Below are 15,974 nucleotides of genomic sequence, written 5' to 3'. Positions count from 1 at the left end.
TTCGGAGACTATCGCCGCCGCCGACGCGGTGGGCTGGCCGGCACTGGGGCCTGACGCACCTCACCACTCGACGGGCAGCCGCGAGGGCCGGGTACCGGTCGGCGGGACGCGGTAGCGGGACAGGGCGTAGCCCATGATCCGCGAGAAGGCGGGACCACCGATCGAGCCGCCACCGCCGTCGCCGGCCGGGGCGTGTACCACGACGTAGACGGTGAAGCGCGGGTCGTCGGCCGGGGCGAAGCCGGCGAAGGAGACCGAGGTCGAGCCGTCGTAGCAGCCGCACGTGGCGTCGACGCGTTGCGCGGTGCCGGTCTTGCCGGCCACGCGGTAGCCCGGGACCTGCGCCTGGGGGGCGACTCCGACCTCGTCGTCGACCACCCGCTCCATCATCATCATCGTCTGGTGGGCCGCCTTCTGGCTGACCACACGACGCTCGGTCACGGTGTCGGTGCCGACGCGAACCCCGTCGTCGGTCACGGCCGAGCCACGGATCAGGCTCGGGTCGATGCGCACCCCCCCGTTGGCGATCGTGTTGACAGCCGCGGTCATCTGCACGGCGTTGACCGACAGCGACTGGCCGAAGGCGACGCGGTCCTTCGTCTGCGACGTCATCTCCTCGCCGGGGGTGAGGATGCCGCGGGTCTCTCCGCGGACGCCGACGTCGGTCTTCTCGCCGAGCCCGAACTTCTTCAGGTACGCCGTCAGCTCGGGCGGGGTGAACTGGTCGGTGGCGAGCACCGTGCCGATGTTGGACGACTTCGCGATCACCCCGGCCAGCGTGAGCCGGATGTCGCCATGGTCCCACCAGTCACCGATCGAGCGGTCCTGGCGGTCGAGCGACGGTGGCACCCGGATCTTGGTCCGGGGCGTCACCTTGCCTGCGTCGATCAGGGAGGAGACCGTGAGCACCTTCTCGACCGACCCCGGCTCGTACGGCTCGCTCAGGGCCCGGGACCCGAGGTCCTCCTTGGAATAGTCGAGAGGGTGGTTCGGGTCGTACGTCGGCGCGTCGGCCAGGGCGAGGATCTCACCGGTGCGGCTGTCCATGACCGTCGCCGCTCCCGACTCGGCGTGGTACTGGTCCAGGGTCTCGTCGAGCACCTTCTGGGTGAACCACTGGAGGTCGCGGTCGAGGGTGGTGCGCAGCGGCGCGCCGTCGACCGGCTTGACCGTGGAGCTCTCGCCCAGCGGGACGCGGTAGCCGCGGCCCTCGGTGTAGCTGGCGTGGCCGTCCTTGCCGCCGAGCTGGGCGTCGAAGGTGCGCTCGAAGCCGCCCAGCGGCTCGTCGGTGCCCATGAAGCCCAGGACGTTGGCCGCGACCTCGCCGGCGGGATAGTCGCGGACCGGGTCGTCCTGAGTGGTGATGCCCTCGAACTTCAGCTCGCGGAGATGCTCGACCAGGTCTGTGGCCTGGGTCGAGGGTACGCGGCGGGCGATGTACTGGAACCGGCCCCCGGCGGCACCCTCGCCGCCGTCGAAGCGCAGCTTCTCGAGGGTGCGGAAGTAGTCGACACCGAGCTCCGTCGAGAGGATCTTGGCCAGCTCGTTGGCCTTGTCCCTGGTCATCTGCGGGTCGGCGATGACCATCTTGCCGGCCACCGAGTCCGCCAGCGGCACGTCGTTGCGGTCGAGGATGGCGCCCCGCTCGGCCGGGAGCACGACCTCATCGAGGGCCTCCTCGGCGGCCATCTGCGCGTAGGCGTTCGGGTCGATGCCCTGAAGCTGCACCAGTCGCGCGGCGAAGACCGAGAGCACGATCGCGATGACCACGAACCCGAACCGCAGCCGCAGCTTCGGGGCGCCCCTGCCAGCTGTTCGGCCAGCTGTTCGGCCAGCTGTTCGGCCAGCTGTTCGGCCAGCTGACCGGCCAGCCGTTCGGCCCGCGCGGGTGCGCCGGGAGGCGGGCTTCGGGGGGTTCGGCGGCGGCGGCAAGGCGTGCTCCGTGTGGTTTCGGGATCGGCGGTCGGGATCGGCGGACGCTCTCCGCCATGTCTACCGGTCGAAGCGGGTCGGCCGGCCGAGGCTGGGCCCCGTCGGAGAAACGTGTCGCGTCAGCGGTTCTTCTTCTTGCCCTTCTTGTGGCCGTGCTTCTCGGTCTGCCCGGTCTGGGCGGTGGCGTCGGGCGTGACTGTCGCGGGCACCTCGACCACCGTCACCGGCGGGTCGAGCACGGCGGGCTTGGCGGCCGGCCGGCGGGTGAGCTGGAGCGCGTCCTGCGGCGTCGCGGGGGTCGGCGTGCCGGTCACCTTGCCGTCGAGGCCGAGGAAGGCGGGCGCCGCCGGGACTACCATGCCCATCCGCTGCGCCTGCTCGGCGATCCGCTGCGGATTGCGCAGCTCGTCGAGCTCACGGCGCAGGGTCTGCTCGCGGGCGGCCATGGTGGTGGCCTGGTCCTCGAGGTCACTCGCCGCGAAGGATGCCTGCTGCATCGAGGTGTTGAACATGAGCAGGCCGATCACGCCGCCGAGCAGCACCAGGCTGACCAGGGTCACGAACGGGATGCGAGGTGCCCGCACCCGGTTCCTGGGTACGACGCTGAGACGGGCGCGCTCGACGGCCGCCTCGCCGATGTGGGCGACGCGGGAGCGGAGCTGGACGGCCGGGCTGCTCATGTCAGGCGACTCCTCGTGAGGGGGTGACTCGTTCGACTGCTCGCAGCCGTACCGACGCGGCGCGGGGGTTCTGCTCGATCTCGTGCTCGTCGGCCACCTCGGCGCCGCGGGTGACCAGGCGCAGGGCGGGCTCGGCGCCCTCCGGGACGAAGGGCAGGTCCTCGGGCACGTCGAGGCGGGTGACCGCGGTGAAGGCGCGCTTCACCAGCCGGTCCTCCAGCGAGTGGTAGGACTCCACGACGACCCGGCCCCCGACGCCGATCGCGTCGATCGCGGCCGGGATCGCCCGCCGCAGCACGGCCAGCTCGTCGTTGACCTCCATGCGCAGCGCCTGGAAGGTCCGCTTGGCCGGGTGCCCTCCGGTCCGGCGCGCCGGCGCCGGGATCTCGGCGTACAGGAGCTCGACGAGGCGGGCCGACGACGAGAAGGGCTCCTTCTCCCGCTCACGCACCACGGCATGGGCGATCTTCCGGGCGAAGCGCTCCTCGCCGTACTCCTTGAGGATCCGGGTGAGCTCGCCGACCGGGTAGGTGTTGAGCACGTCGGCGGCGGTGGGGCCGCCCGACTGCTCCGAGTCGTCCATGCGCATGTCGAGCGGCGCGTCCTCGGCGTAGGCGAAGCCGCGCTCGCGCACGTCGAGCTGCATCGAGGAGACGCCGAGGTCGAAGAGCACCCCGTCGACCGACGCCAGGCCGAGGTCGTCGAGCACGTCGGCGATCTCGTCGTAGACGGCGTGCACGCCGGTGAAGCGGTCGCCGTACGGCGCGAGTCGCTCGCCGGCCGCCTCCAGGGCGTGCGGGTCCCGGTCGATGCCGATGACCCGGGCCAGGCTGCAGCGCTCGAGCACCGCCTCGCTGTGCCCGCCGAGGCCCAGGGTGCAGTCGACCATCACGCTGCCGGGGTGATCGAGCGCGGGTGCGAAGAGCGCGACCACCCGGTCCAGCAGCACCGGGACGTGTGCCGGGCGGTTGCGGGGCCCTGACCCGTGCTGAGACATCGGCTGCCTACCTGCCCAGCGTCGTGAGCAGGAGGAGACCGGCCGCGAGGCACCCGGACGCGAGGGCCGAGAACGTCATCAGGGCGACCACCGCTCGGGCCTGGTCACGGACGCGGGGAGCCCGCGTGTGCGCGACGTGCCCTGCGACGTGAGCGTTGCTCATGGTCTCGACCCCAACTGGTTGGTGCTGCTGACTGCTGCTCTCGATCTGGTGCCCTCGATCTGGTGCCCTCGATCTGGTGTTCTGTGCTGCAAGACGCCGCAGGGCCAGGTCCCTGCCCGCTCCCACGATGGGAAGTGCCCTCTGGTGCCGGGGAAGTGACCCCAGATGGCTCGGGAGAGCGGGCACGAGACCTCGCCCTGCGGCGTGTGTTCTGTTGTTGTCGCCAACCCCTAGATGCCGGGGCCTAGATGCCGGGGAAGACCTCGTCGGAGAGATCCGAGAACTTCTGCTCCTGCTCCTCGGAGTACGCCGTCCAGGCCGTCGGGTCCCAGATCTCGATGCGGTTCATCGAGCCGATGACCACCACGTCCTTGCGGAGCGAGGCGTAGTCGCGCAGGACCGACGGGATGGAGATCCGGCCCTGCTTGTCCGGCACCTCGTGCGAGGCGGCGGCGAACAACATGCGCGAGTAGTCACGAGCGCCCTTGACGGTGAGTGGCGCCGAGGCCAGGCGTTCGTAGAGCTGCTGGAAGTCGTCCATCGACCAGACCGTCAGGCAGCGCTCCTGCCCTCTGGTCACCACGAGTCCCTCCGCCAGCTGCTCCCTGAACTTCGCCGGAAGGAAGAGCCGGCCCTTCTCGTCGAGCTTCGGGGTGTAGGTACCGAAGAACATCCGGACCCTCCCCGCTGCTAACGGAAGGAATCGACCTTTCCTCCACTTCGCTCCACTCTACTCCACATCACTCCACGGTCAACCATCTTTGCCGTGTTTTCACCCCGTTTCCGGGCGCGACCGGGCGCGGCGCCGGCCGACGGGCGTGCGGTGGCGTCGGGCCCGAACGAGCCAGGCTGGGCGTGGAAGGGCGGCTCCGGCCGGTCGTCGTAGGCCGTGGTGGAGCGCAGGTGGGGCGGATCGTCCTGAGGTGGAGGAAAGTGGTGGAGGAAGGCGCTGGCGGGGGCGCAACCAAATCGTGATGCGGCGGGGACGCCGGCCGCCGACTCGGGCGCGTATCTTGCCGGCACGACCTAGGGTGTCGTGAGACAGATCTCACTGTGTGCGGGGAAGGGACCGGCGTGACTGAGGCGAACGGCCAATCGGCTGGAGACGGCGCCGATCTCGACACCCTGAGGCGGGTCACCGGCCGGGTCCGGCAGAACATCGAGAAGGTCATCGAGGGCAAGCCCGACGTCGTCAGGGCGGCCCTTGTCGTGATGCTGGCCGAGGGTCACCTCCTCATCGAGGACGTGCCCGGCGTCGGCAAGACCATGCTGAGCAAGGCGCTGGCGCGCAGCATCGACTGCACGGTGCGGCGGATCCAGTTCACGCCCGACCTGCTGCCCTCGGACGTCACCGGGGTCTCGGTGTTCAACCAGGACACCCGCGAGTTCGAGTTCCGCCCCGGCGGGGTGTTCGCCAACATCGTGGTCGGCGACGAGATCAACCGCGCGTCGCCCAAGACCCAGTCGGCGCTGCTGGAGTGCATGGAGGAGCGCCAGGTCACGGTCGACAACACGACCTACCACCTCGAGGCGCCCTTCATGGTGATCGCGACGCAGAACCCGATCGAGATGGAGGGCACCTATGCGCTCCCCGAGGCCCAGCGCGACCGCTTCATGGCGCGGGTCTCCGTCGGCTACCCGGTCGAGGCAGCCGAGATCGCGATGCTCAACTCCCACACCAGGCACAACCCGCTCGACGACCTCGAGCCGGTCACCGACGCGGGCGAGATCCGCAAGCTGGTGGAGATCGTCGGCCGGGTGCACGTGTCCGAGGCGGTGCAGCGCTACGCCGTCTCCCTCACCACCGCCACCCGGCAGAGCACCGAGCTGATGCTCGGCGCGTCCCCGCGCGCGACGCTGCACCTGGTGCGGGCGTCGAAGGCCGCTGCGGCGCTGGCCGGGCGTGACTACGTGCTGCCCGACGACCTGCACGCGCTCGCCGGACCCGTCCTGGCGCACCGGCTGCTCCCCAACGTCGAGGCGGCGATGAGCGGCCGCAACAGCACCACCATCCTCGACGGCATCGTCGAGCGCGTCCCGGTGCCCGACCCCGATCCCTCGGCCGGTCGTGCGTGAGGCACTCGCCGGGCTGACCATCCGCGGCCGGGCGTTCCTCGCCGCCGGCCTCACCGCCGTGGTCTGCGCGCTGGTCATGGGCCAGCCCACGCTGGCCCGGGTGGGCGTCCTCGCGATGGCGCTGCCGCTCGTGACGGCGTACTTCATCGGGCGCTCGCGCTACCGCCTGGCGCTGGTGCGCACCGTCACGCCCCAGCTGGTCGCGGCCGGACAGCCGGCGCGGGTGCAGCTCACCTTGACCAACGAGGGCCGCACCCCGACCGGCGTGCTCCTCCTCGAGGACCAGGTGCCCTACGTGCTGGGCACCCGCCCCCGCTTCGTGCTGGAGGGCATCGGTCACGGCTGGCGCCGGCACGTGAGCTACCAGATCCGCTCCGACGCCCGCGGCCACTTCGAGATCGGGCCGATGACGGTGCGGGTCAGCGACCCGTTCGGGCTCGTCGAGCTCGGTCGCGCCTTCCACAGCAGCGCGCCGCTGACCGTGACCCCGCGCACGGTGCCACTCCCCCAGATCCCCGTCGGTGGCGCCTGGACCGGGTCCGGCGACAACCGGCCGCGTGCCTTCGCCATCGGCAGCGCCGAGGACGTCACGGTGCGCGAGTACCGCCGTGGCGACGACCTGAGGCGCGTCCACTGGCGCAGCTCGGCACGCGTCGGCGAGCTGATGGTGCGTCGCGAGGAGCAGCCCTGGCAGTCTCGCGCCACGCTGTTCCTCGACAACCGGCTGGTCTCGCACCGGGGTCAGGGCCTCGCGTCCTCCCTCGAGACCGCCGTGTCCGCAGCCGCCTCGATCGCGGTGCACCTGACCCACCGCGGGTTCACCGTGCGGCTGGTCACGGCCTCCGGCGAAGACCCGAGCACCGCCTGGCACTTCCGTGACGCCGACGTCAACACCGCTCCCCTGCTCGAGGCCCTCGCCGTCGTGCAGGCCGAGCACCAGCCGCGCCTCGACACCGGCTGGCTGACCGAGTCGGGTCGCGGCGGCCTGGTGGTCGCCGTGCTCGGTTCGATGACGCCAACCGACCAGCCGTTCCTGTCCCGCCTGCTCCACCACAGCAGCGCCTCGATGGCCGTCGCCCTCGACGTCGACGCGTGGGCACCGCACCTCGCCCCCAGCACCACCGGCAGCGCCGCGGCGGCCCTGGTCGCGCAGGGCTGGCGGGCTGTGCCGCTGGGCCCCCGGGACCGCCTCGACGCCGCGTGGCAGGAGCTCGGCCGCTCGGGCCGCCGCCAGCGCACCGCCGACAGCACGACCGAGGCGGCGACCCGATGAGCCGCGCCCGGGCCGGGCTCGCCCAGGGGCTCGTTCTCTCGCTCGCGTCCGCGTTCACCGTCTTCGTCGTGGTCATGGCGTGGGGACAGCTCACCGAGGACGCCTCCCGGTTCCTCGTGCCGTTGTTCTTCGTCGGCCTGGTCAACGCCGGCATCGGCGCGGTCGCCCGCTGGCTGCGCTGGCCGCTGTGGGGGGTCGTCGCGCTGCAGGTCGCCGTCGCCGGGACGCTCGTGCTCGAGACCGTGACGGGCTCGTTGCTGCCCGGACCTGACGCGCTCGCCGAGTTCGGTGCCGCCGTCCGCGACGCGATGGACTCCTCGACGCGGTACGCCGCACCGGTGCCCGCCAACGTGCCGCCGGTGACTCCCTTGCTGCTCATGGGTGGGGCCGCGGGCATGCTGCTGGTCGACCTGGTCGCCGTGTCCTGGCAGCGGGTCGCCCTCGCTGGGCTTCCCCTCCTCGCGCTCTACAGCCTGCCGGTGAGCCTGCCTGGGGGCGGCGTGTCATGGCTGCTCTTCTCGTTGATGGCCGGCGGCTACCTCTTCATGCTCTTCCTGCAGCACGACGAGCACCTCTCCCGATGGGGTCGCGGGCTCAACCCGCAGGACGAGGAGGCGGACCCGACGTCCTTCGGCGTGCGCACCGGCGCGGTGCGCGGCGCCGCGTTCGCCATGGGCGGGATCGCGACCGCCCTGGCGATCGTCGTACCCGTGGCACTGCCGTCGGCGGGTCTCGACCTGTTCGACGGACCCGGCCTGGGCACCGGCGACGACGTCGTGGTCGAGAGCCCGATGGTCGACCTGCGGCGTGATCTGCAGCGCGGCGAGGACGTGCCGCTGCTGCGGGTCACCACGCCGGGGCCGCGACCCGACTACGTCCGCATCTCGGTCCTGACGCGCTACACCGGTGAGCAGTGGACCCCGGGCGACCGGGACATCCCGACCACGCAGCCGGCGCGCGGCGTGATGCCCGCCCTGCAGGGCGTCTCCGACCTGGTCGGCCGCCAGGAGTCGTCGTTCGTGTTCAACGCCACCGACGAGTTCAAGTCGACCTGGCTGCCGGCCGTCTCGTCCGTCACGTCCATCGACGCCTCCGGCGACTGGCGCTTCGACCGCAGCACCATGGACTACATCGCGAGCAGCGACGGCCTCACCACGGCCGGGCGCCAGTGGGAGATGAACGGCGTCGACCTCACCTACGACGAGACCAGCCTCGACCAGTCGAGACCGGGCAGCACCGGCGTCTCCCTGAACTACCTCGAGCTTCCACGCACCCTGCCTCGCGTCGTGCGCGACCTCGCGTCGCAGGTGACCGCAGACGCGCCGACCCCGTTCCGCAAGGCCCGCGCGCTGCAGGACTGGTTCCGCACGAACTTCACCTACAACCTCGATGTCGAGGCCGTCGACAACGACGCCCTCGAGACGTTCCTCTCCGAGGGAGGTCGCGAGGGGTACTGCGAGCAGTTCGCCGCCACGATGGCGCTGATGGCCCGTTCGCTCGGCATCCCGGCTCGGGTCTCGGTGGGTTTCCTCACCCCCGCGCCCGTGAGTGCCAACGTGTGGCAGTTCTCCGCCCACGACCTGCATGCGTGGCCCGAGCTGTTCTTCCCGGGATCCGGCTGGGTGCGGTTCGAGCCCACGCCGGCCGACCGGGCGCCCGACACCCCGACCTACACCCAGGCCGAGCTCCCGGCCGTCAACCCGACGGTCGGTCCGAGCACCGGGGCGACGGAGGACGAGGCCCTCCCCGACCGGACGACCGAGGACCCCAGCGCGGTGGCCGGCGACGAAGCAGACGGGTCCGGCACGTCGGTGCCGTGGCGCATCGTCGCGGGGGTGCTGGCGGGCATCGCCCTGGTCGTCGTACTCCTGCTCCTGCCGCGGCTGGTGCGTCAGCGTCGCCGGCAGCGGCGGTGGCAGGCAGGCGACGTCGAGTCGGCCTGGCAGGAGCTGCGTGACAGCGTCGTCGACCTGGGCCACCGGTGGCCCTCGGGCCGGTCACCCCGGGCAGCCGGCCTGGCCGTGGCCGGCCTGTTCGGCGGCGCCGCCGGCGCCGGCCAGCAGCGTCCCGCGCGCGGGCCCGAGCTCGCCCCGGAGGCGGTGGCGGCACTCGATCGGCTGGTCGTGCGCGTGGAGCGGTCGCGCTACGCCCGCCCGGACGCTCCCGGACTTCCCGACGACGGGGCCACCCTGCGCGCCGACGTCGAGACGTGTGTCGAGGCGCTGGGCCGGGGAGTCCCGCCGCGGACCCTTCAGCGCGCGCTGTGGTTCCCGACCTCGGTGCTGCGGCGAGAGCATGTCGTGGCCTCCGACGTGTCGGAGGTCCGGGTCGTGACCGGCGGGGGCGTCACCGACCACGTGGGCTAGCCGCGGCGCGGCGGGTGGTCACTGACGTCGCCGGTGGATCGTGGCCGCCTGAGCTGCGGCGGCGTACGGCGTCGAGCGGAGCGGCTCAGAAACCGCTCTCGCGCCGGCGCCGCCAGCGCTCTTCCATCCGCTCCATGAAGGAGCCGGAGGACGCGCTGCTGGTCTTGGTCTTGCTCTTGCGGCCGCCGTCAACGACGCCGAAGCCGCCGTGCGAGGTCTCGCGGGGTGCGGCCTGCTCGCTGCCGCGGCCCTGCCACGAGGTGAGCGCCACGGCCGCCGCCGCCAGCATGACGAGGAAGCCGATGATGCCGACCCAGGCCCGCTCGGTGATGGCGCCGGTCATCAAGACGGCGACGCCGACGAGGAAGACGGCACCGGCCAGGACGGCGCGGCGACGTGAGCGACGGGCGAAGGCAGTGCCACGCAAGGTGTGCGCGAACTTCGGGTCCTCCTCGACGAGGGCGCGTTCCATCTGCTCCAGCAGTCGCAGTTCCTCTTCAGAGAGCGGCACGGTTCCTCCTGACCCGAAATCGACGCGCGGCGGGCCCGCGTAGGCCAAGTCTAGGCAGGGGCTCGCCAAGACGGTAGGCGGCTCGGGAAAATGGCCGCCGAATTGTGGCCGCTGGATTCTCCGGGTGGTCAGCCGAGCAGGCTGGCCGGGCGGACGGCCGCTGATCCGAACCGGCGAGTGGCCCGGTCGACCGCCCGGTCGGCGTCGGCCCAGCCGTGCTCGCGCTCACCGAGGACGAGCTGTCGGTGCACCCGTTCGCGCGGCATGAGCCCCTCCACCCGGACCCCCACCAGTCGCAGCCGGGCGCGCTGCAGACCCAGGGCGTCGTAGAGCCTCGTCGCAGTGCGGTAGATCTCCTGGGTCACGTCGGTGGCCTCGGGCAGGGTGCGCGACCGGGTGATGGTGGTGAAGTCGGCGAACCTGACCCTGATCGTGACGGTGCGGCCGGCGACGCCGGCGACGCGCATCCGCCGGGTGACCTTGGCCGAGAGCCGCAACAGCTCGCGGCCGATCACCTCGCGGTCGTCGGTGTCGCGGGCGAAGGTCTCGTCGGCGCCCATCGACCGGTCGGGCTCGTCGGGTCCCCGTCGCGGGGTGATGACACGGTGGTCGACGCCCCAGGCGAGATCGTGCAGGTGGCTGCCGAGATGGTCGCCCACCGCACGACGCAGGGTGCGCACCGAGGTGTGGGCGACGTCGCCGACCGTGCGCAGACCGAGGCGGTGCAGCATCGCCTGGGTCTTCTCCCCCACACCCCACAGCTCGCCCACGTCGAGCGGGTGCAGGAACGACGTGACGGCCTGCGGGGGTACGACGATCACCCCGTCGGGCTTGGCCCGACGACTGGCGAGCTTGGCCACCGACACCGACGCGGCCACCCCCACCGAGCAGGTGATGCCCTGCTCGTCGTGGATGGTCGCGCGCAGCCGCTCGGCGATCTCCGGTGGTGATCCCAGTCGACGGGTCGCCCCGGAGACGTCGAGGAACGCCTCGTCGAGCGAGAGCACCTCGACCAGCGGGGTGATCCGCCGGAAGTTCTCCATGATCGCCGCCGAGACCTGACCGAAGGTCTCGAAGTCGGGAGCGAGCACCACGGCCTGCGGGCACATCCGGCGGGCCCGGGTCATCGGCAGCGCCGAGCGGACGCCGTACTGGCGGGCCAGGTAGTTGGCCGAGAGCACCACGCCTCTGCTGCCACCACCGACGATGACCGGGACGTCTTGCAGGTCGGGTCGGTCGCGGGTGGCCACCGACGCGTAGAACGCGTCCATGTCGACGTGCAGGATCGGGGTCAGGCTGCTGGTCATGGCCGCCCCCGTCGGGTGGCTGCTGAGGGCGCCTCAGCGGTGGGCGAGCAGGTGGACCTGGGTCGCGAGGGGGAGGTACTCGGGGCGGGTCGCCACGGCCCGCTCGAGCTCGACCAGCGCGGCGGTGGCACCGGGCTCGAGGTCGAGCAGGGAGCCGGGCACCAGGTCGGTGAAGACGCGTACGCCGTGCACGGAGTCGGCGACGAAGCCGGCACCGGCCAGCAGGCCGGCCGCCTCGTCGTGGGTGAAGCGGCTGCCCGAGCGACCGCCGGTGGCCGGCGACGGGCGGTCGAGCAGGTCGAGTGCCTGCTGGAAGTGACCGGCCATCGCCCGGGCCACCACCGCCGCGTGGCGTTGGGCGACCAGCAGGCTGAGGACGCCACCGGGGCGGAGCACCTCGTAGATCGTGGCGAGGGCGGCAGCCGGGTCGTCGACCACCTCGAGCACGCCGTGGCACAGCACCACGTCGGCTTCCTCGACCACCTCGAGCAGCCCGTCGACGTCGCCCTGGATGCCGACGATGCGGTCGAGGACGTCGCTCTCGGCCGCCCGCCGCGCGAGCGCCGCCAGCGCATCGGGGCTCGGGTCGACGACGGTGACGGTGTGGCCGAGCTCGGCCAGCCGGACCGCGAACCCGCCGGTGCCGCCACCGATGTCGACGATGCGCGCGTGCTCGTCGAGCGCCTCCTGCAGGGCATCCCACACCACCGCAGTGCGGGCGGTGCCTCGGCGAGCGCTCTCGGACATGCGGCAAACCCTAGTGGCATCATCCCGGACTCCCCGGGGAGCGGTGCCACAGCTTGCGGGCGACGTCGCGGGGATTGTCCCCCGCCGGCATGATGTCGGCGTACGGCGACATCTGGAAACCGCTGGAGTGGACCAGCACGCGCCGCTGCTCCGGGGCCGCCGGATCGCCGAACCCGGCCGGAGCGGCGCTCATCGCCTCCCGGACCGCGGCCAGCCCGTCATCCGGGGTGGCTGCCTGCTCCCACCTGGCCTGCAGGTCTGGCAGCGACCAGGCGCCGGTGGCCCGCAACGACACTCCCCGCCGGCCGGTCCGCCGCAGCTCGCCGCGGACGACGAGCAGCCACGACTCGAACACGGTGGCGGCGTAGGAGCCCTGGGCGTCCTCGAAGAACGTCGCGTCGACCGGCCCGGTGGCGTCGTCGAGGGTCAGGAAGATGACCCGCCGCCCGGTACGGATCGGCGGGGTCTGGGTGGCCACCTTCACCCCGGCGACCAACAGCTCGGCCTTGCTCCGCCGAGACAGCAGGTCGCGGCTGCGGGTCACCCCGAGAGCGTCGAGGAAGTCGGCGTAGCCGTCGACGACGTGCCGGCTGACGTCGAGCCCGAGGATCTCCAGCTCGGCCTTCATGCGCTCCTCGGTGGTCAGCTCCGGCAGCCCGGTGATCTCACCCTCGGCGGGTTCGTCGCCCAGGGCGAGGGTGAGCTGCACCGAGTCGACGGGGCGTGGCACGGCCGGGGCGCGGGACTGGGCCGCGGCCCGGCCCCAGATCCCGTCGCGGGTCGCTCCATCCGGGGTCGCTCCGTCCCTGGCTCCATCCCTGGTGGTGGGATCACTGCTGTTGCGGATCGCGGCGTCGACGGCCCGTTGCGCGGCCGGCAGCGGACGACGCCCGGCGGCGAGCCCGCGACCGCGCCCGCCCCGGCTGGCCCGGTCGAGGGCGTGCCGGTCGAGCTCGGCCACCTGGAGGAGCAGGTCACGGCGGGTGACCTGGCCGCGACGGCGTACGTCGGAGACGCCGGCGGACCCGATGCGGTAGGTCGAGTCGAACGCCCCGGCCAGGACCAGCCGCTCCACGACCGGCCGGGACACCGCGGCGCGGTGCCAGAAGTCGGTGAGCGAGTGGAAGGGCCGTGCCGCGACGATGCGGTCGACCTCGCCCGCGTTGATGCCCTTGACCTCGGCGAGGGCGAGGCGGATGCCGTACTCGGGTCGGGTGTCCTCGGGGCTCGTGTCCTCGGGGCCGGTGCCGCTCCCGGGGGCCAGCTGCTCGACGACGTAGTCCTTGGCGCTGGCGTTGACGTCGAGGCCCAGCACCTCGATGCCGAACTGGCGGGCGTCGTCGAGGATGAGGCGCTTGGGGTACATGCCCGGGTCGTGGGTGAGCACCCCGGCCAGGAAGTGCGCCGGCCAGTGCGCCTTGAGCCAGGCGGACTGGTAGGTCGGGAGGGCGAACGCCGCCGCGTGCGCCTTGCAGAAGCCGAACGACGCGAACGCCTCCAGCACCTTCCAGACTCGCTCGGCGACCGCCACGGAGTAGCCGCGGCCCAGGGCCCGCGGCATGAACCACAGGCGGGTCTCGGCCATCCCCTCGACGTCTCCGAGGGCTCGGCGCTTCTCGTCGGCCTCCGCGTAGCCGACGCCGGCGAACCGGGCGATCATCTCGATGACCTGCTCGTGGAAGACCACCACACCGTGGGTGGGCGCCAGGATCGGGATCAGGTCTTCGTGGAGGTAGGCGGAGGTCTTCCAGCCCTGCTTGACCTCGAGGTAGGGCGTGATCATGTCGCTCTTGACCGGCCCCGGCCGGAACAGCGAGATGTCGGTGATGATGTCGTCGAAGGAGTCGATGCCGGACTTGCCGACCAGCTCACGCTGGCCGGGCGACTCGATCTGGAAGACGCCCAGGGTCTTGGCGGCACTGATCATGTCGAAGGTCACCCCGTCGTCGAAGGGCACCTGCGCCTCGTCGTCGAGATCGATGTCGACACCATCCACTCGGGCGATCTCCCCCACCGCGTGCGCCATCGCCGACTGCATGCGGATGCCGAGCACGTCGAGCTTGAGCAGGCCGAGGTCCTCGACGTCGTCCTTGTCGAACTGGCTCATCGGGAAGCCGGCGTAGCTCGCCTCGACGGGCGTGCGGTCGAGCAGGGTCGCGTCGGAGAGCAGCACCCCGCAGGGGTGGACGGCGATGTGGCGCGGCAGCCCGTCGAGCCGCTCGACCAACCGGAACATCAGGTCGAGCCGATCTTCGGCTAACCCGCTCGCCCGCAGCTCGGGCAGCTCGCGCAGCGCCACCCGGGCGTCTCGGGCCCGGATGTGCGGGAACGCCTTGGCGATCGCGTCGATCTCGCCCGGCGGCATGCCCAGTGCGGCGCCGACGTCGCGGACGGCGTGCCGGACGCGGTAGGTGTCCATCATCGAGACGCACACGCACCGCTCGCCGCCGTAGCGGTCGAGGATCGCCTCGTAGACCTCCAGCCGCCGGGCCGACTCCACGTCGATGTCGATGTCGGGCAGCGACTGCCGCAGGGGTGAGAGGAACCGCTCCATCAGCAGGTTGTGACGGATCGGGTCGACGCCGGAGACACCGAGCAGGTAGTTGACCAGGCTGCCCGCGCCCGACCCACGGGCCGCGCTGCGCACGCCCATCTCCTTGATCAGGTCGGTGACGTCGCCGACGGTGAGGAAGTAGGAGGCGTAGCCGAGCTCGCGGATGAGCTCCAGCTCGTCGTCGAGCCGCTTCCAGATGCGCTGGCGGGGTGCGGAGCCGTAGCGCCGGCCGATGCCGCCCTCGCAGCGGGCCCGCAGCATCGCGTCGGCCTCGGAGAGGCCGGAGATCTCCCGGACTGCCATGCCAGACGAAGTGCCAGACGAGGTGCCAGACGAGGTGCCAGACGAGGTGCCGGACGGGGCGGCAGCGGAGGACAGCTCGAACTCCGGGAGGTGCACCTCGCCGATGCCCAGGTCGGCCCGCGGGTCCAGGGCACAGCGGTCGCCGATCGTGCGGGTGGAGGCCAGCAGCGACCGGGCGTCACGGGGACCGAGCCCGGCGAGCCGGCAGATCTCCTCGGCCACCTCGTGCATCTGCTTGCCGGACTTCAAGAAGCCCTCGGCGTTGCCGCGATCCAGGTGTCGTCGATCGAGTGGGACCAGCCGCCGCGCCGCGTCGAGGACGTCGATGGTCGGGGCGTCGAGCCGGTCGGCGTACCGCACCGCGTTGGTCAGCACGGCCCGGACGCCGGCGGCGCGAGCCAGACCGGCCATCCGGGCGGCGTGCGGGGCGGACCCGGGGCCCCAGACCGCCTGGGCGCCGGCCCCCAGCCGGTGGGAGACCAGCTCGACCACGAGGTTCTCGGGCGGCAGCGCGGCGCGCCACGCGTCGAGGATCGCCAGGGCGTCGTCGTCACGGCGCCGGGCCACCGCGGCACCGAGCTCGGAGGCCGGCCCGAGCAGGACGAGCACGCCTCCCCCCGCCAGGTGCGGCGCGAGGAGGTCGAGGTCGGCCACCGGACGGCCCCGCTCGCCGGTGAGGTGGGTGGCCGAGACCAGCCGGCAGATCGCCGCCCAGCCGGCCCGGCCCTGGGCCAGCAGAGTGACCCTGGGCCGACTCTGCTCGTCACGGAACGCCCCACCCCGCACGGGGGTACGCCGGGCGGCCGGGGGCCTCGACCCTCCTCGGCCGGCAGAGACCGGCAGCACGGCGAGGTCGACCCCCAGCACCGGACGGATCCCCGCCTGGCTGCAGGCCTTGGCGAACTTCACCGCGCCGTAGGTGCCGTCGCGGTCGGTCAGCGCCAGGGTGTCCATCTCCTGTTCGACGGCCCGCTCGACCAGCGTGTGCGGGTGGGAGGCGCCGTACTGCAGGGAGTAGCCGGAGGCCACGTGGAGATGGACGAACGGGTCGGACATGTGCCTGCC

The 15,974-nt window shown here is 72.2% G+C and carries 12 protein-coding genes; 3 read left to right on the top strand and 9 right to left on the bottom strand.

The features are described from left to right. Positions 1-60 precede the first annotated feature (60 nt). The 5 genes from ACP7BP_RS08810 to mraZ form a co-directional block, all read right to left on the bottom strand. Positions 61-1,770, bottom strand: coding sequence for a peptidoglycan D,D-transpeptidase FtsI family protein (locus ACP7BP_RS08810; protein ID WP_426244200.1), 1,710 nt, complete (start codon positions 1,768-1,770; stop codon positions 61-63). 281 nt (positions 1,771-2,051) lie between these two features. Continuing rightward, entirely contained in the window at positions 2,052-2,612 is a 561-nt protein-coding gene (locus ACP7BP_RS08805) for a hypothetical protein (RefSeq protein WP_426244199.1), read from the bottom strand. A gap of 1 nt (position 2,613) precedes the next feature. Continuing rightward, positions 2,614-3,609: a 16S rRNA (cytosine(1402)-N(4))-methyltransferase RsmH gene (gene rsmH, locus ACP7BP_RS08800; protein ID WP_426244198.1), complete on the bottom strand. Its 996-nt coding sequence runs from the start codon at positions 3,607-3,609 to the stop codon at positions 2,614-2,616. Between the two features lie 7 nt (positions 3,610-3,616). Beyond that, complete coding sequence (locus tag ACP7BP_RS08795) at positions 3,617-3,772, bottom strand: hypothetical protein (protein WP_426244197.1); 156 nt, start codon at positions 3,770-3,772, stop codon at positions 3,617-3,619. A 244-nt stretch (positions 3,773-4,016) separates the two neighbouring features. After that, positions 4,017-4,445 (bottom strand): division/cell wall cluster transcriptional repressor MraZ, encoded by a 429-nt coding sequence (mraZ, locus tag ACP7BP_RS08790; protein ID WP_426244196.1) that lies wholly within the window; start codon positions 4,443-4,445, stop codon positions 4,017-4,019. A gap of 401 nt (positions 4,446-4,846) precedes the next feature. On the opposite strand from mraZ, the gene ACP7BP_RS08785 reads away from it, so the two are divergent. The 3 genes from ACP7BP_RS08785 to ACP7BP_RS08775 are packed head-to-tail and all read left to right on the top strand — an operon-like array spanning position 4,847 to position 9,487. Continuing rightward, positions 4,847-5,848: an AAA family ATPase gene (locus ACP7BP_RS08785; RefSeq protein WP_426244195.1), complete on the top strand. Its 1,002-nt coding sequence runs from the start codon at positions 4,847-4,849 to the stop codon at positions 5,846-5,848. Continuing rightward, positions 5,841-7,121: a DUF58 domain-containing protein gene (locus tag ACP7BP_RS08780; RefSeq protein WP_426244194.1), complete on the top strand. Its 1,281-nt coding sequence runs from the start codon at positions 5,841-5,843 to the stop codon at positions 7,119-7,121. The genes ACP7BP_RS08785 and ACP7BP_RS08780 overlap by 8 nt, the downstream gene beginning before the upstream one ends. Then, positions 7,118-9,487 (top strand): transglutaminaseTgpA domain-containing protein, encoded by a 2,370-nt coding sequence (locus ACP7BP_RS08775; RefSeq protein ID WP_426244193.1) that lies wholly within the window; start codon positions 7,118-7,120, stop codon positions 9,485-9,487. The genes ACP7BP_RS08780 and ACP7BP_RS08775 overlap by 4 nt, the downstream gene beginning before the upstream one ends. A gap of 85 nt (positions 9,488-9,572) precedes the next feature. Here the strand turns inward: ACP7BP_RS08775 and ACP7BP_RS08770 are convergent, their stop codons facing one another. The 4 genes from ACP7BP_RS08770 to ACP7BP_RS08755 form a co-directional block, all read right to left on the bottom strand. Then, positions 9,573-9,998 carry a DUF3040 domain-containing protein gene (locus tag ACP7BP_RS08770; protein ID WP_426244192.1) on the bottom strand — a complete coding sequence of 142 codons (426 nt, stop codon included), beginning with the start codon at positions 9,996-9,998 and terminating at the stop codon, positions 9,573-9,575. 128 nt (positions 9,999-10,126) lie between these two features. Then, positions 10,127-11,305, bottom strand: coding sequence for a DNA polymerase IV (gene dinB, locus ACP7BP_RS08765; protein WP_426244191.1), 1,179 nt, complete (start codon positions 11,303-11,305; stop codon positions 10,127-10,129). 33 nt (positions 11,306-11,338) lie between these two features. Beyond that, positions 11,339-12,052 (bottom strand): methyltransferase, encoded by a 714-nt coding sequence (locus ACP7BP_RS08760; RefSeq protein ID WP_426244190.1) that lies wholly within the window; start codon positions 12,050-12,052, stop codon positions 11,339-11,341. A gap of 19 nt (positions 12,053-12,071) precedes the next feature. Further along, positions 12,072-15,965 (bottom strand): DNA polymerase III subunit alpha, encoded by a 3,894-nt coding sequence (locus ACP7BP_RS08755; RefSeq protein ID WP_426244189.1) that lies wholly within the window; start codon positions 15,963-15,965, stop codon positions 12,072-12,074. Positions 15,966-15,974 lie beyond the last annotated feature (9 nt).

Origin of the sequence: Nocardioides sp. LHG3406-4, assembly GCF_049897745.1 — a bacterium.
Taxonomy (GTDB): Bacteria; Actinomycetota; Actinomycetes; order Propionibacteriales; family Nocardioidaceae; genus Nocardioides.
The sequence above is the reverse complement of the archived record's forward strand: the minus strand, read 5'-3'. Positions and strand labels throughout refer to the sequence as shown.